The sequence below is a fragment of the Glutamicibacter sp. B1 genome (assembly GCF_039602135.1).
Lineage (GTDB): Bacteria > Actinomycetota > Actinomycetes > Actinomycetales > Micrococcaceae > Glutamicibacter > Glutamicibacter ectropisis.
Genome location: NZ_CP125942.1, coordinates 3281624 through 3298693 on the forward strand (window position 1 = coordinate 3281624; position 17070 = coordinate 3298693).

The window sequence follows — 17070 nt, forward strand, 5'->3', positions numbered from 1 at the left end:
CTTGCGCTTTTCATGGACACTATTTCTTCCTAGTCTCATTGCATGCGGATGATCCATTGAGTGATCCAGTTCACCGCGCAACCACAACACTAGGGCGCACGGCGCCCTGCTTTTCTAGGAGTAACAGATGACTGCTTCGGTAAGCACAGCGCGCAGCACACGCGGCAAACTCGCTTCAACCTTAGAGGCTGATCAGCTCAACGAGATTACCGAACTCTTCACCAATCGGCGCAAGGGCTACTCACTGGACGCCCCGTTCTACACCGACCCAGCCATCTTCAAGGTCGAAATGGAAGCCATCTTCGGCACCCACTGGCTCTTCGCCGCCAGCGTGGCAGAAATTCCTGAACCTGGAGACTACGTCACTCTCGACTACGGACCACACTCCTTGATCGTGTTGCGCAACGATGATGGTGGAGTCAACGTCCTGCACAACGTCTGCCGCCACCGTGGCGCCCGCGTCCTCACCGAAGCCTCGGGCAGCACCGGCAACCTGGTCTGCGGATACCACTCCTGGACCTACTCCCCCGAAGGCGATTTGATCCACGCCTCCGCCCCAGGCGAAATCGACTTCGACAAGAACTGCTTCGCTCTCAAGAAGGCCCACGGGCGTATCCACGCCGGGCTCATCTTCGTGTCCATCGCCCAAGAACCACCCACCGACTTTGACGACGTGTCACAGATTTTCGAACCCTACATGGCGCCCCATGATCTGGGCAGCGCCAAGGTCGCCTACCAGCAGGACATCATCGAAGAAGGCAACTGGAAACTGGTGATGGAAAACAACCGCGAGTGCTACCACTGCGACGGCCACCCAGAACTCGCCTGCTCCCTGTTCCCCACCTGGGGGTTGACCGACGGTATCGTCCCACCGCATCTGGAAGAAGTCTGGCAGCGCAATAAGGATGCGCAGGCTGCCCTAGAAGAACGCTGCCGCCGCTACGGACTGCCCTACGAGGTTGTGGAAGAACTCGACACCCGCGTGGCCGGCATCCGCATCTCCCGCGAATCCCTGGACGGCGACGGTGAATCCTTCTCCCCCGACGGGCACCGCCTATCCAAAAAACTGCTCGGCGATCTACGCGACTTCCGCCTGGGCCGCTGCTCCATGCACCTACAACCCAACTCCTGGTTCCACTTCCAGTCCGATCACGTGATCACCTTCGGCGCCTACCCGATCAACGAACACCAGACCCTGGTGCGCACCACCTGGCTGGTCGCCGATGACGCGGTCGAGGGCGTCGATTACGATCTGGAGAAGCTCACCCACACCTGGAAGCAGACCAACATTCAGGACAAGGCCTTTGTGGAACTGTGCCAAACCGGTGCAGCCAGCCCTGCCTACCAGCCAGGTCCCTACATGAAGAGCGAATACCAGGTCGAAGCCTTCATCAACTGGTACACCCAGCGCGTGCTGGAGCACCTGGCATGAGTCAAGGAACCATCGTCGTAGGCACCTCCACCGCACAGCGCATCCGCGGATTGGAAATGCCATGGAACCGGGTACTAGGCACCCAGGACCAGGCGGCCACCGCCGCCAAGGCGCTGGGGCCTTGGCACCCCCAGGAGTTCTTGGCCGAATGCGTGCAGAACATCGAGGAAGCCGGCGGACTGATGACCTTCGTCTTCCGCCGGGTTGACGGTGCACCATTGGCCTTCCGCGCCGGACAATACCTGAACATTGCCTTCCCGGTGTACGGCGAAGGTGAAGAGATGGTGGACCGCAGCTACTCGATTTCCAGTGCCCCGACCGTGCCGTGGACCTTTAATGTCAGCATTAAACGCGACCCTAAGGGTCTGGTCTCCTCCTGGGCGCACGAAAACCTGCGCCCGGGCATGGTGCTGGATATGCTCGGACCGGTCGGTGCCTTCCACCTCGGGGACTCCGACCGGCGAGCGCGCTACCTGTTCTTATCCGCCGGCGCGGGGATCACCCCGATCATGTCCATGGTGCGCACCATCCACACCCTGCCCGGACAGGCCGATGTGATCGTCTTATGCCACGGCACCGTGCCCGGGGACTTCGCCTTCTGGCCGGAGCTGGAATATATCGCCAGCGTGGATCCGCGCATCGAGGTGCACTACTCCCTGGGAGATCGCGACAAACCCAAGAGCTGGAAGGGCTTCGCCGGTCGACTCTCAGCGAAGATGATCGAAGAGGTCGCCCCGGACGCCAATGGCCGCAAGGTCTTCGCCTGTGGCCCGGAAGGCTACCTGAATTCGGCCGCAGAATTACTTCGCGGGCTCGGGGTGGATGACACCTCGGTGTTCATGGAGTTCTTCTCCGGGGACCGCAAGACCCTGCTGGAATACCAGAAGGAAATTGTGCTCGCCGAATCCATCGCCGAGGAAGTGGCCGAGTCGGTGGAGGAATTCTACGAGAGCCAGCCACCCGAGTTGGTCATGTACGAACCGGAATACGACGAAACCGGCACCATTGAAGCCGGCGGGCAGGAATTGGTCGCCGTGGCTGCCGATGCCCCTGTCCCACCGGCGGAACCGATCGATGAGCAACTCCCGCCGGATACCTCCAACTTTGAGACCGTGGGTGAAGGCACGATCACCATGAGCTTCGTGCGCACCGGCATCAACGTCAAGATCAACCCGGACCAAAAGATCTTGGGCGTGGCCCAGGGCGCCGGAGTGCGCATCGGTGCCAACTGCCAAGAGGGTATGTGCGGGTCCTGCAAAGTGGTCAAGCTTGCCGGTGAAGTGAACATGAATCACCAGGGCGGCATCCGCGCCAGGGAGATCACCGCCGGAAAGTTCTTGCCCTGCTGTTCCACCGCCCAAACGGATCTGATCATCGACGCATAACCACACGATTTAGCCAACAGTTTTTTAGGAGTCACCATGTCCCCCGTTTCCCCTCGGGTCATCATCATCGGCGCCGGCATCGTCGGCGCCAACCTGGCCGACGAGCTGGCCACCCTCGGCCACACCAATACCCTGGTCATTGAGCAAGGACCACTGAACATTCCTGGCGGCTCCACCTCGCACGCCCCCGGGCTGGTGTACTCGTCCAACCCGTCCAAGTCCATGACCGAGTTCGCCCAGTACACCATCAAGAAGCTCAGCTCCCTGATCGGTGCCGATGGCACCAGTTCCTTCCTGCCGGTCGGTGGCCTAGAAATCGCCACCACCGAAGAACGCCTCGCGGACCTGCACCGTCGTGCCGGATGGAACCGCTCCTACGGGGTTCAGGCAGAAGTCATCGACGCTGCCGAGTGCTTAAAGAAGTTCCCGATGCTTGCCGAGGGCAAGGTCTTAGGTGGACTATTCACCCCGGGTGACGGGCTAGCGTTGGCCGCCAAGGGCAACGCCCTGGTGATGGAACGGGCCAAGGCTGCCGGTGTTGAATTCCGGGATCGCACCATCGTCACCGACATTGAACAGCGTGGCGGCAAGGTCACCGCGGTGATCTGCGGTGAAGAACGCTTCGAAGCAGACATTGTGGTTTCCTGCGCCGGATTCTGGGGACCAAAGATCGGCGAGATGGTCGGCACCTCCATCCCGCTACTGCCCCTGGGCCACCAGTTTGTCTGGACCACTCCGGCCCCATCACTGGCCGGAGTTAATGAGCTACCCAATGGGGCCAGCCGTCCGATCCTGCGCTACCAGGACCGCGACCTCTACTACCGTGAGTGGGGAGATCGTATCGGTATCGGCTCCTACGCTCACCGCCCGATGCCGGTGGATCTTGACACCCTCAAGACCTACCGCCCAGAGGAGATCACCCACGAGAAGATGCCTTCCTCCCTGGAATTCACCCCCGAGGACTTTGTCAACGAATGGGAAGCCACCCAGGAACTGCTCCCGGATCTGCGCAATACCCAGATCCAGCGTGGTTTCAACGGCATCTTCTCCTTCACCCCGGATGGCGGCTCACTGGTGGGTCAGTCCAAAGAAGTTGATGGTTTCTACGCTGCCGAAGCCGTATGGGTCACCCACGCACCGGGTATCGCCAAGGCTGTGGCAGAACTAATTGTCACCGGTACCTCCAAGACCGATCTGAGCGACTGCGACCTGAACCGCTTCGAGGACGTGCAGACCACCAAGGAGTATGTCAGCGAAACCTCGCAGCAGAACTTCGTGGAGATCTACGATGTGCGCCACCCACTGGAACCACGCACCGCACCGCGCGCCGTGCGCACCTCCCCGTTCTACTCCCGTCAGCAAAAGCTCGGTGCCTTCTTCTTAGAAGGCACCGGGTGGGAACGTCCACACTGGTACGAAGCCAACGCTGCGCTGCTTGATCAGTTGCCCGCCGAGTGGGCTGCCCCAGAACGTGATAGCTGGTCCAATAAGTTCCACTCGCCCATCGCCGCGGTGGAAGCTTGGAAGACCCGCACCGCGGTCGCCATGTTTGATATGACTCCGCTCAGACGTGTGGAAGTCACCGGTCCTGGTGCCGGAGCCCTGCTGCAGGGATTGACCACCGCCAACATGCTGCGTGCCCCGGGCATGGTCAGCTACACCCTATTACTGGATGAAGCCGGTGGCATCACCAGTGATATCACCGTGGCGCGCATCAGCGACGAGGTCTACCAGGCCGGTATCAACTCGAATGTGGACGTCGCCTACCTGAACCGTGAAGCCAAGAAGCACAATGCGGCCAACCCGGGCCAGTGGGCAGCGATCCGCGATATCACCGCCGGCACCTCCTGTATCGGCTTGTGGGGCCCATTGGCTCTGGATGTGATGAACAAAATTACCGACGATGATATGAGCAACGATGGGCTGAAGTACTTCCGTACCAAGCAGATCTCCATCGCGGGCATTCCGGTCACCGCCATGCGCCTGTCCTATGTGGGTGAATTTGGTTGGGAGCTCTACGCCTCGGCCGATGTCAGCGCGAAGCTGTGGGATGTGATCTTCGAGGCTGGCCAAGAAGAGGGCATCATCGCCGGTGGCCGTGAGGCCTTCAACTCCATGCGTTTGGAGAAGGGCTTCCGTTCCTTCGGTACCGATATGACCAGCGAGCACGAACCAGAACAGGCTGGCCTGGGCTTCGCGGTCAAGGCTGCCAAGACCGTGGACTTCGTGGGCAAGTCGGCCCTGGCCGCACGAGCTGCCGCCGCCACCAAGCGCCTGCGCTGTTTGACCATCGATGACGGTGTGTCCGTGGTGTTGGGCAAGGAACCGGTATTCGTGGAGGGCAAGGCCTCGGGGTATGTCACCAGTGCCGCCTACGGTTACACGGTCCGCAAACCGATCGCCTACGCATGGCTGCCGATTTCGGTAGAAACCGGTGACGCGGTAGAGATCGAATACTTCGGACAGAAGATCCCCGCCACCGTGGTGGATGATCCACTCTACGATCCACAGATGGAGCGCCTGCGCGGTCTTTCCCTGGCTACCGCGGCCAGCTAAAGATGACCGATAGGTTTTAGCGACAAATATTAGCGACGCGTATTAAAGGTTGGGTACCGCTTTGGGGCGGTATCCAACCTTCTCCTATATACAGGTATAAAATTCCGAGTTCGCAGCCGTTGGCCCCTTCATGATCCGCCGTTAGAGTTTCCGCACGGCGTCCGCCAGCAGTTGTCCATAAGCGGCGCCACCGTGGGGTCCAGGATGAATGTCATCACGAGCCATGTCATCAACGGTGGGAGCAGTCCGGTCCCACTCAACAATGTGAGTCCTGGAATCTGACTCGGCCGCAGCGCGCAGGCTGTCATTAACATGGCTGATCCACTGCCGTGGTGCCGAGGCGGTAATCAGCAACAGTTCACGCTTGGCTCCGATCACTGACCGGATCTGCTCTAGTGTTCCAGCTGGTACATCGCCATTGGTACCCAGACCCACCACTACCACCTTGCGCAGTTCACCGGCGCCTTTCAGCTCGCGCAGTCGTGCCGGTGCATCCCAGATCTGCGCCCCGACCGAGGCATGAATCGAAATCCCTGGCAGCTTTTTGAGCATTTGTGGCGATGAAGCCAGCATGACCGAATCCCCCAACGCCGTCACGTCTCGACCGGTATATTTTCTTGGCGCAGTATCATTTTTCGACGGCTTCTTTGTCGAGTTGTCGCGCTGTGCATCATTTGTTGTCTGCGGCTGTTGTTCTTCAACCACCGGAGCCTTCGCTTCTTCGTCCAAGGCAATCTGGGCCAGGGCCAGCTGTTGTTCCAACTGGCCCTGAGCTGGCGAAGCCATCAGTACGGAGGCAGCACACAGCGGTACGAGCACCAAGGCTAAGAGCGTGGCCACCGCGCCGAAGCTTCTCGTGGCACCATTCCAAACCTGCATGATTCTGCCGGCAATGTTCTTGGCCCACCGGCTCAAGGTGAGTGTGAAACCATGCTGCAAGATGGGCTGCTCGACAAACTGCCACGATAGTTGGGCCCCCAGAAAAATCAACGGGATGACACACAAGACCGCGGCCGTCTGCGCTTGAGGTGGAAAGATCGTCTGAGCCAAGACCAGCAGTGGCCAATGCCAGAGGTATAGCCCATAACTGCGATGGCCTAACCACCGCAGGTATTTCTGGCTGAGCAAGGTATATCCCCAAGTTCCAGAATTTCTCAGGGTCGTCATCAACACCGTGGCCGCTACACAGAACAGGGCCATTCCGCCTTGGTAGGCGATGGCCGAGGTATCGGGAAGCAGGGCGAAGGCCACCAACAGACAGCACAAAATGAGGATCTGCGATAACTGAATCAGCATTCGGGCCCGCTGTGATCTATCGCGGCGAACCACCTGTCCGTCCGCGCAGGCCACTGCACCGGCCGAGCCTAGAAGCAGTCCAAAACCGTGAGTCCACGTTCCGAAATACAACACGCTAGAGTCTGCCGAGGCATCAAAGCCCCAAGCCATAGTTGCCGCTGAGGCAGCTGCCACCACGAGGATTCCCCACATTAGTGCAGAACGTCTTCGCAAGAGTGCAACTAAGAGAACCAACACTAACGGCCACAGCACATAGAACTGTTCCTCGACCGCCAGGGACCAAAAATGTTGAAAATAGAGTGGTTCTACGGAGGAGAAATAGCTGTTGCCGTGGGCGATCTGCATCCAGTTGCTGGTGTAGGTCAGCGCCCCGGCCCATTGCCATCGAAGCCCTGCCGGAAGTTGTCCCACGGCCAGCAGGGCCAACGCGGTGCACAGAACGAGCACCAGAATCATGGCTGGAACTAGTCGTCGAACCCGACGTAGCCAGAAGCCGCGCAGGTCCGGGAATCGCCTGCCCGCCATGGACCTGAGCAATCCTCCGGTGATCAAGAAACCGCTCAGGGTGAAAAACAGATCCACCCCGAGAAACCCGCCCGGTAGGAAGCTCGGCCAGAAGTGATACGTCATGACAGCCAGCACGGCGATGCCTCGCAGGCCATCAAGACCAAGATTGCGGTTGATTGGTTGAGTATTGTCGTCCGCTGACTGCGGCGGGGCTGCGGAAAGAAGCACTGGCTGAATCACATAACTGATATTTCCAATTCGCCACGACGAACAACTCTCAGCCAGCTAACGCCCCTGCATCAATTTTGTTACACAATCGACGGATTCAATACCGGCAGTTTCGCGCATTTTCACCGATGATCCCGGGCATAATTGGCAGTGTCGCACCATAGGGTGCATCGAAAGCAAAAAATGGGAAAGGATCCTTGTGGGTGTACGGCGGGCTATCTCAATGCTCTACGTTCTGTTGCTGATTTTGGGAACGAGCGCTTGCAGCACCACCGATGCTTTAAGGGTCGAATCACCCACCGCGTCCTCAATGCCGGCAGTCACAGCGAGCAGCCCATCTGACGGTGACGTGAAGGAGTGGGAAAAGCCATTTACGCCCTCCGAGGTTCGGTCGGTGTTGTTGAAGACTGATCTCAGTCTTGTCGCCACCGATCAGAACTCTGAGTCAGATATCCGCGAATACCTGACCGATTGCGATAAATGCCTGCTCGCCCTGCCAAGCTTTGAAATTGCCGGCGAGAAGTTCCAAAACTATTCGGTGAGCACCGCTGGCGATGCCTACAGTTTTGCGTCCTTTGCCATCCGAGACGATCACGGAAAACCATCGATCGCGTTAGCAGTGGGTGGAAGCGACGTGTATTTGAGTGCCGGCAAGGAAGGTAGCTTGGTGGCTCAGGAAGCGGTCTACCAACCAGATGACCCCATGTGTTGTCCCTCGGGGTGGTCCGTGCGGATGTTCCGCTACCAAGATGGACAATTCGTCCAGGCCGATTCCTTCGAAAGTTCGGTAGACCCCACGGAAAATCAGGAGGTCACGCCATGAGGCCCACTGGTATCCGGATTTTGATGATCGAGGATGATGCAGTCATCTTCGAAGCTACCGCCATCGGTCTTGAACGGCTGGGTTACCAGGTTCTCGGCGCCGACGACGGCCTGGAAGGACTCGAACTCTTCCGCAGGTTAGAACAAGATGACCCGGTGGACGTGGTCCTGCTTGATGTCATGTTGCCAACTATGAACGGTACTCAGGTTTGCCGGGAGTTGCGCAGCTTCAGCACTGTTCCGGTGATCATGCTGTCGGCACGCGGTGAAGGCCTGGATATGGTCACCGGTTTAGATGCCGGAGCCGATGATTACCTGGCCAAGCCCTTCGACCTGCAGGTCCTTGATGCCCGGTTGCGTGCGGTCTTGCGGCGCGCGGACCGGCCGGTGGCCACCACCCCGGTCCCGGCAGGTCCCGCGTCAAAAACGCAGCGTCTGAATATCGACCCGTACCGGTTGGTGGTGCTGCTCGATGGGCAGGAAGTTCATCTAACCCCGACCGAGATGAAAATCTTGTTGATGCTCAGTGAAACCCCCGGTGCGGTGGTGTCGCGTAGCGACATCCTGGCCGAGGTCTGGGGCTACACCTGGGAAGCTGATCACCGTGTCATCGACGTCCACGTACAACGGTTGCGTAGAAAAATCGGTGCCGGCCGGATCGAAACCGTGCGCGGATTCGGTTACCGGCTGCAGGATGAACTCGGATGAGCCTGCGCTGGAAAATCACCGGGATGACCATTTTTTCGGTGCTGCTGACACTGCTGGTTTCGGCCATGTTGGTCCGCCAAATGATCAATCTCAGCGAGGAACAGCGACTGCGTGAGGAAGCCACCACTTCGCTGCAGCAAGCGGTGCGGATTCTGGATGAGACTGGAATTAGCATTCTTGGTGCCAAGGTCAATGATCCGCAGTTACCCGATGAGGCGCGGGACGCTGCCAAGGCGGGCCAGTACATTACCTACCGCGCCCTGATTGATGGGCAGGAAGTGATTTATGCGGCGGCGCCGGTCAGTTTGGGAACCCAGCCGGCGGTCTTCTCGCTCTCGGTGTCCTGGGCCAGTAGCCAGCAGATGCGCCAAAGTGTTGACACTGCCCTGTTGTGGGCCGGGATCACCACCCTTGTTTTGGTGTCATCCATTGGCATTGTGATTGTTTCACGACTGGTCAAGCGACTGACCAAGGGATCCCACGCGGCCCGGGCCATCGCTTCCGGCGAGCGTCGAGTGCTGGTGGAAGACTCGATTGGTAAGCCCTTCGGAGGGCGGGATGAAGTCGATGAGTTCGCCGGGGCCGTTGACGCGATGGCCCGTGAACTCAATGCCAAAATCGCTGCCGAGCAACGATTCTCTGCAGATCTAGCCCATGAGCTACGCACCCCATTGACCGGTTTAGTGACGGCGGCAAGTTTGCTTCCCGACTCCCGCCCCACCCAATTAGTCCAGGATCGGGTGGCCAAGTTGCGGAACCTCGTTGAAGATCTGTTGGAAGTCTCCCGGTTGGAGTCGCGCATCGAGTCGGCCGATTTGGCCACCGTTCAGTTGGATCCTTGTGTTGCCGAGATCATTGGGCATATCCGTGGACGACGCCCGGAACAGTGCGCCGAACTAGAACTTCACTTGAGCGCCGAAGGTAGCGAAGTGCTTGTTGAACCGCGAAGGTTAGAGCGCATCCTAGAGAATCTGATCAGCAATGCGTGGGCCCACGGTGAAGGGCCGATCACGATCAGCACTCGGGGCCGGAGCATCAGCATCCATGATCAGGGCCCGGGATTCCCGAGCAGTGTCTTAGACAATGGTCCGGAACGCTTTGTGTCCAAGGGTGGTGGGATCGGACTGGGCTTGACCATCGCTAGCGGTCAGGCGCAGGCCTTGGGCGCCACGATGAATCTATCCAATGACAACGGCGCGTTGGTTCACCTTGAATTGCAGCCATCGACGGAATCCGAACTTCGCTAGCTGGTTAGTACTCCAAACGCACGAGCGCTGCATCATCGATCTCCACATCGATGATGCAGCGAATCACCGACCACTTACCGCTGCCCTGGTCCCCGCTGTCCAGCAAGGAGGTGGCACGGATCGACGGCCTCACGCCCTCCGAGGCCATCGACCGGCTGGGATCTTCCCGAGCACCAGTGCCAGCTGCTGCGTTCCTTCTGGGCGCGGATTTTCAACGGCTCCCTGGACCGCGCCGACTACAGCCAGGCGCCTCGCTGGTGCGCCGTCGCCAGCGGAGATCTGCACCTTGGGCAGGCGGTGGCTTCGATCACCAGCAACGCCGAGGAAATCAGCGTGGCTACCGGCGCTCTCCCCGATCAAGCGCCAGGCGGCCGAGCGCGGGCAGGCTGGCCGCGGAGCCAAGCTGTGCATCAAGGTCAAGGGGCGGCAACAGCGATTTGTCGCCTTGGGCCTGGAAGATGCCCCGCTGAACTTCGTCCAGGTCGAATACTTCGAGGAAGACACCACAACCCTGGTGTGTTTCGGCCCCGATGCGGTCGCGGTGGATGTCGAGGATCTCGCCGCCGCCCAACGCTACCTGGATCGCTTGGTTCCCGGATTGGAGGTACTGGAGGCCGCCGGGTACAACTGGGTGGACGACCCGTACTCGCAGTCCACCTGGCCCATGCACTACACGAGCGACCTGACCGAGTCGCTGGCCGAGTTGCAGCGCCCGGAGGGCCTCCTTCACCTGGCAGGTTCGGACTTCGCCAATGGCTGGGGCGGGTTCATCGACGGGGCCATCGAAAGCGGACTCGACGCCGCGCGCGCCGTGTCCACGTCGCTACAGGCTCCGGCGGCCGGGCCAGAACTGGCCGCGACGCCTTCGCTGCCGGCGAGCTGATCGGCAGGTGCCTCTGGCCTAGCCGGTTCAGCTTCGGTATCCTGTGGCCAGACCCGGATTCTTCGCTACCCTAGGAGACCCCATGGCCACACCTGATGTGCGTCCCGTCGGAGACCTCCCCCATGAGCTGGGGAAAACCGCCCCGCGGGAATTGCAGCTCGCCGGACTGGACAGCCTGGAAAAGATTTGCCGGTGCACCGAAAAGGAGCTGCTCGCCATTCATGGCGTCGGCCCCAAGGCGATCAGGATCCTGAGCTCCGCCTTGGAGCAGAAGGGCCTGGGGTTCCGCACGGCCTAGCCCGGCACGCCGCAGAGCGCGGTTCCCGCCGGGGCCCGTTGCACGCCCGGCCCGGACTGTGCTGAATGGCAGGGCTATTTTCCGGCCATCGCCACGACTAGGCTCCCAGGAGGCACCCAGGTTTCCGGCGACGGCCAGGGCGCATCTAGTACCTTGCTGATTTGGAAGACGGTGCCGGTACCCGTTACCGAGGCACCATGAAACCGAGCAAAGGGGAAACCGTGGGCATTGTCGGATGGATCGTTTTGGGACTGATCGCCGGGGCTATCGCCAAGGCCATCAAACCGGGAGAGCAGGGAGGCGGATGGCTCGCCACGCTGCTGCTGGGCATCGTCGGCGCCCTGGTGGGCGGCTGGATCGGCTCCGCGGTCTTCGATGTGGGAATCAACCAGTTCTGGTCGCCCTCGACCTGGCTGCTGGCCATCGGCGGTTCGCTCGTGGTTCTGGTCCTTTGGGGGCTACTGACCCGCAAGCGAGCCTAGCGGCCGGCCAACCAAGAGCCATGGCAGTGGATGGCGCCAACGCATCGTCGGCGCCATCCACTGCCATGTTTCCGAGTGGCATCGCAGCAGGTCCGCAGGGCAAGGTTCAGCAGCGCCGCGCACCATCCGGAGGTGAGCAATGGCTAGTCGCGCGGATCCGGTTGCCCACCGCGCTCCAGTCCCTGCGCGGGCTCATCGGACTGCGCCGGCTCGCCGGCGGTGTCGGCTTCTTCGCGGCTATGTTCCTGGACCTTTTCGAGCAGGTTCTGCACCTCGCTGGCCCGGCCCGACCAGTACTCGGGTTCCAGGCCAAAGCCATTGGCTGCTTCCTTCGCCAGATCCGTGAAACCATCACGGTGGTCTTCGAGCGCGTTGTTGAGATCTTCGAACTCGTCGTGGCTGACACTGACATCGATGCGCCTGCGCGGCATTCAAATCACCCTAACTTGTGTGAGGTCACCTGTTTCCGTTTGGCTTCAACCTACGCGTGCAGCGGCACTGTGGCATCTGCCTTGAGGTTTTTTCCAGCAACTCGCTGCCCTTTCCGTCGCGCTCAGGTGGCGCGGGGTTCCAGCGGGCAGGTCATGAGGACGCCAGGTTGCTCCCTGGGACATCGCGCAGCTCATGATCGCGTTGCGCCGACTGGCCGAGGTCATGCTCATTCCATTCCACACTGGCAATGAGGGCAAGCAGGAACTTCGCTGCGGCCCTCCGCTCATCTGCGCTGAGCCCATCGACGGCGGACATCATCCGCTCATGCATCTGCTGCAGAGTCTCGCGCACCTCGGTGTCGCTGTGCCGGGTCGGAACAATGCCCACCGATCTGCGGTCGGCCGGATGCATGATCCGTTCGGCGTATCCATCGCGGCAGAGCCGATCAATCAGCGCTGATACCGAGGCATTGGAGATGCCCAGCTCCTCGGCGAAATCGCGCTGGCGAGGCACCTCGCCCTTGCGGTGCGCCCTCAAGAGGAAGCGCAGGGCGGTCATGTCGGTCTCATTCATGCCCATGGATCCGCGAGTCTGGGCACGCATTTTCCGCTCTGCGTCACGGTAGCGGCGCATGAGGTTCAACAGGTCAACGGCTTCCGGAGCCGATTGGCCCTCACCATACCAATATCCACTGGCCTCATAGCGACTCATGAGAACTCCCTTCCTCGGATACGAGCACAATGCCCAAGAGTCTTGCCGGCCTTCCACTGATTCTTGTGAAATTCCAGCTTGCGTCTCCTGAAAAAAATAATGTAGCCTGTCTAATAGTTAGCCAGTCTACATATATTCTACTACGAAACAGCGAAGAGTGCCGGAGCGCAGGATGAAAGAGCATTTAGCAGTTCCCGCAGATACGAGTACTACGGGCCACGAAGCATGGATCACAAGGATGCAGAACATCGCATCCTTCGGCACCCAGGAGTGCAGAAGCAGAAGCACGGTGCATTCGGCGATCTGCACCATCCAGGGCACGCCTGACAAGCTGATTGCCAATTTGGCCTGCACCGCGACGAGCGAAGAAGATGTCACCGAGCTCATGCAGTATGTCAATGACACCTTGTTGCCGCAGATGGAGCAGCTGCTGGGCATCCAGTTCGAGGTGCGGAACCTGCAGTTCGCGGTGGCCGGCCGGGAAAATCTCCTGACACAACCCGAAGACCTGGACAAGGGCGATGCCTCCACAGATTGGCTGGATGACCCATTCGCCACCCCGACCCTGACCCCCACCCAAGGCTGGCGGCCGGAGACAGGAGGAAAATCCGCGGATTTGAGCATGGCCTAGGCCCGCCAGGGCCAGTGCGGAGCGTTCGGCTCTGCACGCACACAGGGTGATCAACGAGGCTCCGGCCCGTCGAAACCGCACCCCGCGCAGCACCATATTCACTGAGGAATGCAAGAAAGGGAAGTATCTACAATGCCAGGTCGTATTGCCAGAACCCAGACCGCTGTCAGGGTCGCCGATTTTCTCGCCACCCGTGAGGGCAAGTCCCACCTAGCTTCTTTTGGCTGGGCACCGGGCATGCCCATCGTGATGACCCGTCCCAGCGAACCACTGCATGACGTGATGGCGATGGTCTCCGTCCACGGCCGGGCGGCGCTGGTCGCCATGCTCGACCCGCGCAGCGAAGAACTGCGCATGCTGCACATCACCACCCCGCAATCGGCGCTGCGTGTTGTTGCACCTTCCGTCGCGTTCACCACCATCGGCGCGTTCTTCGACCGGGTCGCATCGGCGACCATTGCCGAATTCCGCGTGAAATTCTGGCAGCACACCGCCGTGGCCCACGTGATTCCTTCCTGTCCAGCCATGCACAGTTCCGGCGCCGCCAGCAATAGATACCAGCTGCCATCGCGGCCAGCCTTGGCAACCGCCGGCGTGCAGTAGCCAGCATTGCGCTTCTCCGGCACCATCGCGTGGGCAGCTCCCAGCCATTAAGCGGCGGGAGCTGCCCACCGCTGTCTTGTGCAGAAAAGTCATGTGCAGAAAACTGGCGGCCGCGCCCCGTCCTGCGCAGCGCAGCCGACGTGCGAGGCGCTCACGGCCCCGAGCACTCTCCCCCGAATTACTTTCCCTGGGCAGATTTCATGTGCTGGTAGGCATCGAGCGCCGCCTGCCGCGATTCCTTCAGATCCACCAGCGGTTCAACGGCCAACGGCGCATAGCGCGCCACATAGCTGCCCGAGGGATCGAACTTCTTGGCTTGCAGCTCGGGATTGAACACCCTGAAATAGGGCGCAGCGTCGGCGCCACTGCCAGCCACCCACTGCCAATTGGCGGTATTGCTCGCCAGGTCCGCGTCCACCAAGGTGTCCCAGAACCATTGCTCGCCGACCCTCCAATGCAGCCCCAGATTCTTGACCAGCAAGCTGGCCGTCACCATGCGCACGCGATTATGCATCCAGCCGGTCTGCCACAACTGGGCCATCCCGGCATCCACCAACGCGAATCCGGTGCGGCCCCGCTGCCAGGCCGTGGCCAGGTGCGCCGCCCGGGCCGAATCCCCGGGCCAGGACCAATCAAAATCATCAAACTCCGCCCGCAGGTTTTCGGTGGGCAGTTCCGGGTGATGGTAGTAGAGGTGCCAGCAGAAATCCCGCCATGCCACCTGGCGGCGCAGTCCCAACGCGCCCTCGGCGGCCCCCGGGGCGCGTTGGGCCAACGCACTGAGCTCGTGCCACAGCTGGTGCGCGCTGAGGTGCCCCCATCGCAGCGCTGGCGACAGCGCGGAGGTCCCATCGCGGTCGGGGCGATCATGCAGGTCCTGGTAATCCCGGGCGACCTCGTCGAACACCATATCCAGGCGCTCATGGGCCGCCGCTTCCCCCGGCGTCCATGCTTCGGCCAGGCCGGTGGACCAATCCGGCGAGGTGGGCAGCAAGCCCCAGTTCTCCAGATCTTCGCCGGGCGGCGTCTTTCCCGGCGGCGAGGCCTGCCGCTGCGGCGCGGGCTGGGGTGGGCGGATGTCGGTGGCGCACAACGCCTTATGGAACGCGGTGAACACCTTGTAGCCGGTGCCTGATTGGGTCAGCAGCTCCCACGGTTCGTGCAGCAGGGTCCCGGCATAGCTGTGCGCAGGGATCCCGGCCTCGCCCAAGGTGCTCTTGAGCTCGGTGTCGACGGCACGCTCGGCCTGGCCATAGCGCCGGTTCCAGTGCACCGCAGCCACGGCGCCCTCGGCCACCACCTCCTGGAGGATCTCCACCGTGGCTCCGCGCCGAAGCACCAGCGGAATGCCCAGTTGCTCGAGCGAGGCGCGCAGGCTCGCTAGCGCGTGGTGCAGCCACCAGCGCGCCGCGCCGCCCAGCGGCCTGATCCCGGCAGAATCCTCGTCCAGGATGTACAGACCCACCACCGGACCCGCGTCGCGGGCCGCCAACAGCGCCGGATGGTCTGCGGTGCGCAAGTCATCGCGGAAGAGCACAAGCTGGTAGTCCTGGGGCTGATCATGGCTGCGGCTGGAGTTCATGCAGCCATCGTAGATTAACCGCGGAACCTGCACCGCGAACCTGTATACCAGCAGGGTGCGGTGGTTCCGGCGGCCGCTACTGCTCGACATCGGCACAGGCCAGTTCATAGACTCGTGGGTGAACGCATACTCACCGCCCTGAAAGGAGTTCCGCCCATGAAGGACACCCCAAGGAACAACCGGCTCTCCTGGCTGCTCGTCGTTGGTTCCGGCCTGGTCGTGCTCGTGCTGTCGGTGCTGCGGCTGGCCGACGCTACCGGCTCCCCCTCGACCTCGATAACGGGCTCAATTGTGCAGCTGGTGGTCGGGGCCTTCGTCACTGCGCTGGGGCTATGGCAGTTGCGCGCACCGAAGCAAGAACGCCCCGAAGCAGACCAGCAGTAGCCCCGCACCGAGCTGCCGCAGGGCTGGCGGCAGTGGCATCCGGGACTTCTACGCAATGTCAAATTCTCGCCAGCGATCTGGAATACTGATCCTGTGGCCCATTCTCCCCGCTCAGCACGCGCCCTCAGAGGCACGAGCGCAGCGCTCTTCGCGACGTTCGTTTCCCTGGCCTCGCATATGCTCGCGGGCGGCCCGGTCCCCTCGCTGCTGAACATCGCCCTGCCACTGTCCCTGTCACTGCTTGTGTGCATGCTGCTCAGCGGCAAGCAATTCACCCTGTGGCGCCTGGCCGTCATGGTCGGCTTCAGCCAGCTGCTTTTCCATTTCCTGTTCTCGATGGGCTCAGGCAGCTCCATGGCCGCCGCCAATGGGCCTCACCTGCATCACGGCACGCCGCTGAACCTCGACGTCACCTTCGTGGCGCATCATGCCGCGTCAAGCCACGGCGAGAGCACCATGGTACTCGCCCACCTGGGCGCGGCCTTGGCCACGGTGCTGGTCCTGCACCGCAGCGAACAGGTCTTGATCGGCATCTCGAACATCGTTGATGTTCTCACCTGGAAATTTGTCCTGGCGCTTGTCAACTACGTCTTCCATCCGTTCACGCCACGCGTGGCAGCGGTTGAATCGCGTGACATCCCAGCAGCCACGCTGGCCGTTGATACCACGTCAGTGATCCGCCGCGGCCCGCCCTCGTTCACCACGGCCTAAGACACGGCAGCTCTGGCCCACGGCCAGCAGATCCATTTCCCGACCCCTTTTTACGGGCCTTGCACCCCGTTGTCCCTGGCCTGCCCTGCTTGCGCTTCCGCCCTGTACAGCCCCGGTATCCCGGGCCGTTCCTTTCCCGTGCTGCACCCTGCTTCCAGCGCGCCCGCGATGG

General features: G+C 61.2%; 19 protein-coding genes. 13 read left to right on the forward strand and 6 right to left on the reverse strand.

Annotated features, from left to right (window positions below; genetic code table 11):
* The first annotated feature begins 127 nt into the window (after nucleotides 1-127).
* From QMQ05_RS15400 to QMQ05_RS15410, 3 genes are read left to right on the forward strand one after another with little or no spacing between them, the layout of a single operon-like run.
* Nucleotides 128-1432 (forward strand): aromatic ring-hydroxylating oxygenase subunit alpha, encoded by a 1305-nt coding sequence (locus QMQ05_RS15400; RefSeq protein WP_345471443.1) that lies wholly within the window; start codon nucleotides 128-130, stop codon nucleotides 1430-1432.
* Nucleotides 1429-2817 (forward strand): flavin reductase family protein, encoded by a 1389-nt coding sequence (locus tag QMQ05_RS15405; protein WP_345471445.1) that lies wholly within the window; start codon nucleotides 1429-1431, stop codon nucleotides 2815-2817. Before QMQ05_RS15400 ends, QMQ05_RS15405 begins: the two co-directional genes overlap by 4 nt.
* Before the next feature lie 36 nt (nucleotides 2818-2853).
* Nucleotides 2854-5373, forward strand: a complete 2520-nt coding sequence (locus tag QMQ05_RS15410; protein ID WP_345471447.1) for a GcvT family protein — start codon at nucleotides 2854-2856, stop codon at nucleotides 5371-5373.
* A 141-nt stretch (nucleotides 5374-5514) separates the two neighbouring features.
* Here QMQ05_RS15410 and QMQ05_RS15415 read toward each other — a convergent pair whose 3' ends face one another.
* Nucleotides 5515-7416 (reverse strand): acyltransferase family protein, encoded by a 1902-nt coding sequence (locus QMQ05_RS15415; RefSeq protein WP_345471449.1) that lies wholly within the window; start codon nucleotides 7414-7416, stop codon nucleotides 5515-5517.
* 382 nt (nucleotides 7417-7798) lie between these two features.
* On the opposite strand from QMQ05_RS15415, the gene QMQ05_RS15420 reads away from it, so the two are divergent.
* From QMQ05_RS15420 to QMQ05_RS15430, 3 genes are read left to right on the forward strand one after another with little or no spacing between them, the layout of a single operon-like run.
* Nucleotides 7799-8227 (forward strand): hypothetical protein, encoded by a 429-nt coding sequence (locus QMQ05_RS15420; protein ID WP_334122106.1) that lies wholly within the window; start codon nucleotides 7799-7801, stop codon nucleotides 8225-8227.
* The gene (locus QMQ05_RS15425; protein WP_345471451.1) at nucleotides 8224-8934 is read left to right on the forward strand and encodes a response regulator transcription factor; all 711 of its coding nucleotides are present in this window, start codon (nucleotides 8224-8226) and stop codon (nucleotides 8932-8934) included. The genes QMQ05_RS15420 and QMQ05_RS15425 overlap by 4 nt, the downstream gene beginning before the upstream one ends.
* Nucleotides 8931-10181, forward strand: a complete 1251-nt coding sequence (locus QMQ05_RS15430; protein WP_345471453.1) for a sensor histidine kinase — start codon at nucleotides 8931-8933, stop codon at nucleotides 10179-10181. The genes QMQ05_RS15425 and QMQ05_RS15430 overlap by 4 nt, the downstream gene beginning before the upstream one ends.
* A gap of 4 nt (nucleotides 10182-10185) precedes the next feature.
* Here QMQ05_RS15430 and QMQ05_RS15435 read toward each other — a convergent pair whose 3' ends face one another.
* Both QMQ05_RS15435 and QMQ05_RS15440 read right to left on the reverse strand, forming a co-directional pair.
* A complete protein-coding gene (locus QMQ05_RS15435) occupies nucleotides 10186-10314 on the reverse strand; it encodes a hypothetical protein (RefSeq protein ID WP_345471454.1) in 129 nt (42 codons plus the stop codon).
* Nucleotides 10311-10583, reverse strand: a complete 273-nt coding sequence (locus QMQ05_RS15440; protein WP_345474816.1) for a hypothetical protein — start codon at nucleotides 10581-10583, stop codon at nucleotides 10311-10313. The genes QMQ05_RS15435 and QMQ05_RS15440 overlap by 4 nt, the downstream gene beginning before the upstream one ends.
* Here QMQ05_RS15440 and QMQ05_RS15445 point away from each other — a divergent pair.
* The 3 genes from QMQ05_RS15445 (at nucleotide 10468) to QMQ05_RS15455 (ending at nucleotide 11844) form a co-directional block, all read left to right on the forward strand.
* Nucleotides 10468-11064 carry an FAD-dependent oxidoreductase gene (locus QMQ05_RS15445; protein ID WP_345471456.1) on the forward strand — a complete coding sequence of 199 codons (597 nt, stop codon included), beginning with the start codon at nucleotides 10468-10470 and terminating at the stop codon, nucleotides 11062-11064. The genes QMQ05_RS15440 and QMQ05_RS15445 overlap by 116 nt on opposite strands.
* An 82-nt stretch (nucleotides 11065-11146) precedes the next feature.
* Complete coding sequence (locus QMQ05_RS15450) at nucleotides 11147-11362, forward strand: hypothetical protein (protein ID WP_345471458.1); 216 nt, start codon at nucleotides 11147-11149, stop codon at nucleotides 11360-11362.
* 221 nt (nucleotides 11363-11583) lie between these two features.
* Nucleotides 11584-11844 (forward strand): GlsB/YeaQ/YmgE family stress response membrane protein, encoded by a 261-nt coding sequence (locus tag QMQ05_RS15455; RefSeq protein WP_345474784.1) that lies wholly within the window; start codon nucleotides 11584-11586, stop codon nucleotides 11842-11844.
* A gap of 143 nt (nucleotides 11845-11987) precedes the next feature.
* Here QMQ05_RS15455 and QMQ05_RS15460 read toward each other — a convergent pair whose 3' ends face one another.
* The gene (locus tag QMQ05_RS15460; protein ID WP_345471460.1) at nucleotides 11988-12275 is read right to left on the reverse strand and encodes a hypothetical protein; all 288 of its coding nucleotides are present in this window, start codon (nucleotides 12273-12275) and stop codon (nucleotides 11988-11990) included.
* A gap of 151 nt (nucleotides 12276-12426) precedes the next feature.
* Nucleotides 12427-12987 (reverse strand): MarR family winged helix-turn-helix transcriptional regulator, encoded by a 561-nt coding sequence (locus QMQ05_RS15465; RefSeq protein ID WP_345471462.1) that lies wholly within the window; start codon nucleotides 12985-12987, stop codon nucleotides 12427-12429.
* Between the two features lie 238 nt (nucleotides 12988-13225).
* Between QMQ05_RS15465 and QMQ05_RS15470 the strand changes: the two genes are divergently transcribed.
* Nucleotides 13226-13618, forward strand: coding sequence for a hypothetical protein (locus tag QMQ05_RS15470; protein ID WP_345471464.1), 393 nt, complete (start codon nucleotides 13226-13228; stop codon nucleotides 13616-13618).
* Nucleotides 13619-13726: 108 nt separating this feature from the next.
* The gene (locus tag QMQ05_RS15475) at nucleotides 13727-14221 is read left to right on the forward strand and encodes a hypothetical protein (RefSeq protein ID WP_345471466.1); all 495 of its coding nucleotides are present in this window, start codon (nucleotides 13727-13729) and stop codon (nucleotides 14219-14221) included.
* Between the two features lie 178 nt (nucleotides 14222-14399).
* Here the strand turns inward: QMQ05_RS15475 and QMQ05_RS15480 are convergent, their stop codons facing one another.
* Complete coding sequence (locus QMQ05_RS15480) at nucleotides 14400-15803, reverse strand: cryptochrome/photolyase family protein (protein ID WP_345471468.1); 1404 nt, start codon at nucleotides 15801-15803, stop codon at nucleotides 14400-14402.
* A 156-nt stretch (nucleotides 15804-15959) separates the two neighbouring features.
* On the opposite strand from QMQ05_RS15480, the gene QMQ05_RS15485 reads away from it, so the two are divergent.
* Nucleotides 15960-16187, forward strand: coding sequence for a hypothetical protein (locus QMQ05_RS15485; RefSeq protein ID WP_345471470.1), 228 nt, complete (start codon nucleotides 15960-15962; stop codon nucleotides 16185-16187).
* A gap of 93 nt (nucleotides 16188-16280) precedes the next feature.
* Nucleotides 16281-16898, forward strand: a complete 618-nt coding sequence (locus tag QMQ05_RS15490; protein WP_345471473.1) for a hypothetical protein — start codon at nucleotides 16281-16283, stop codon at nucleotides 16896-16898.
* The last annotated feature ends 172 nt before the right edge of the window (nucleotides 16899-17070 follow it).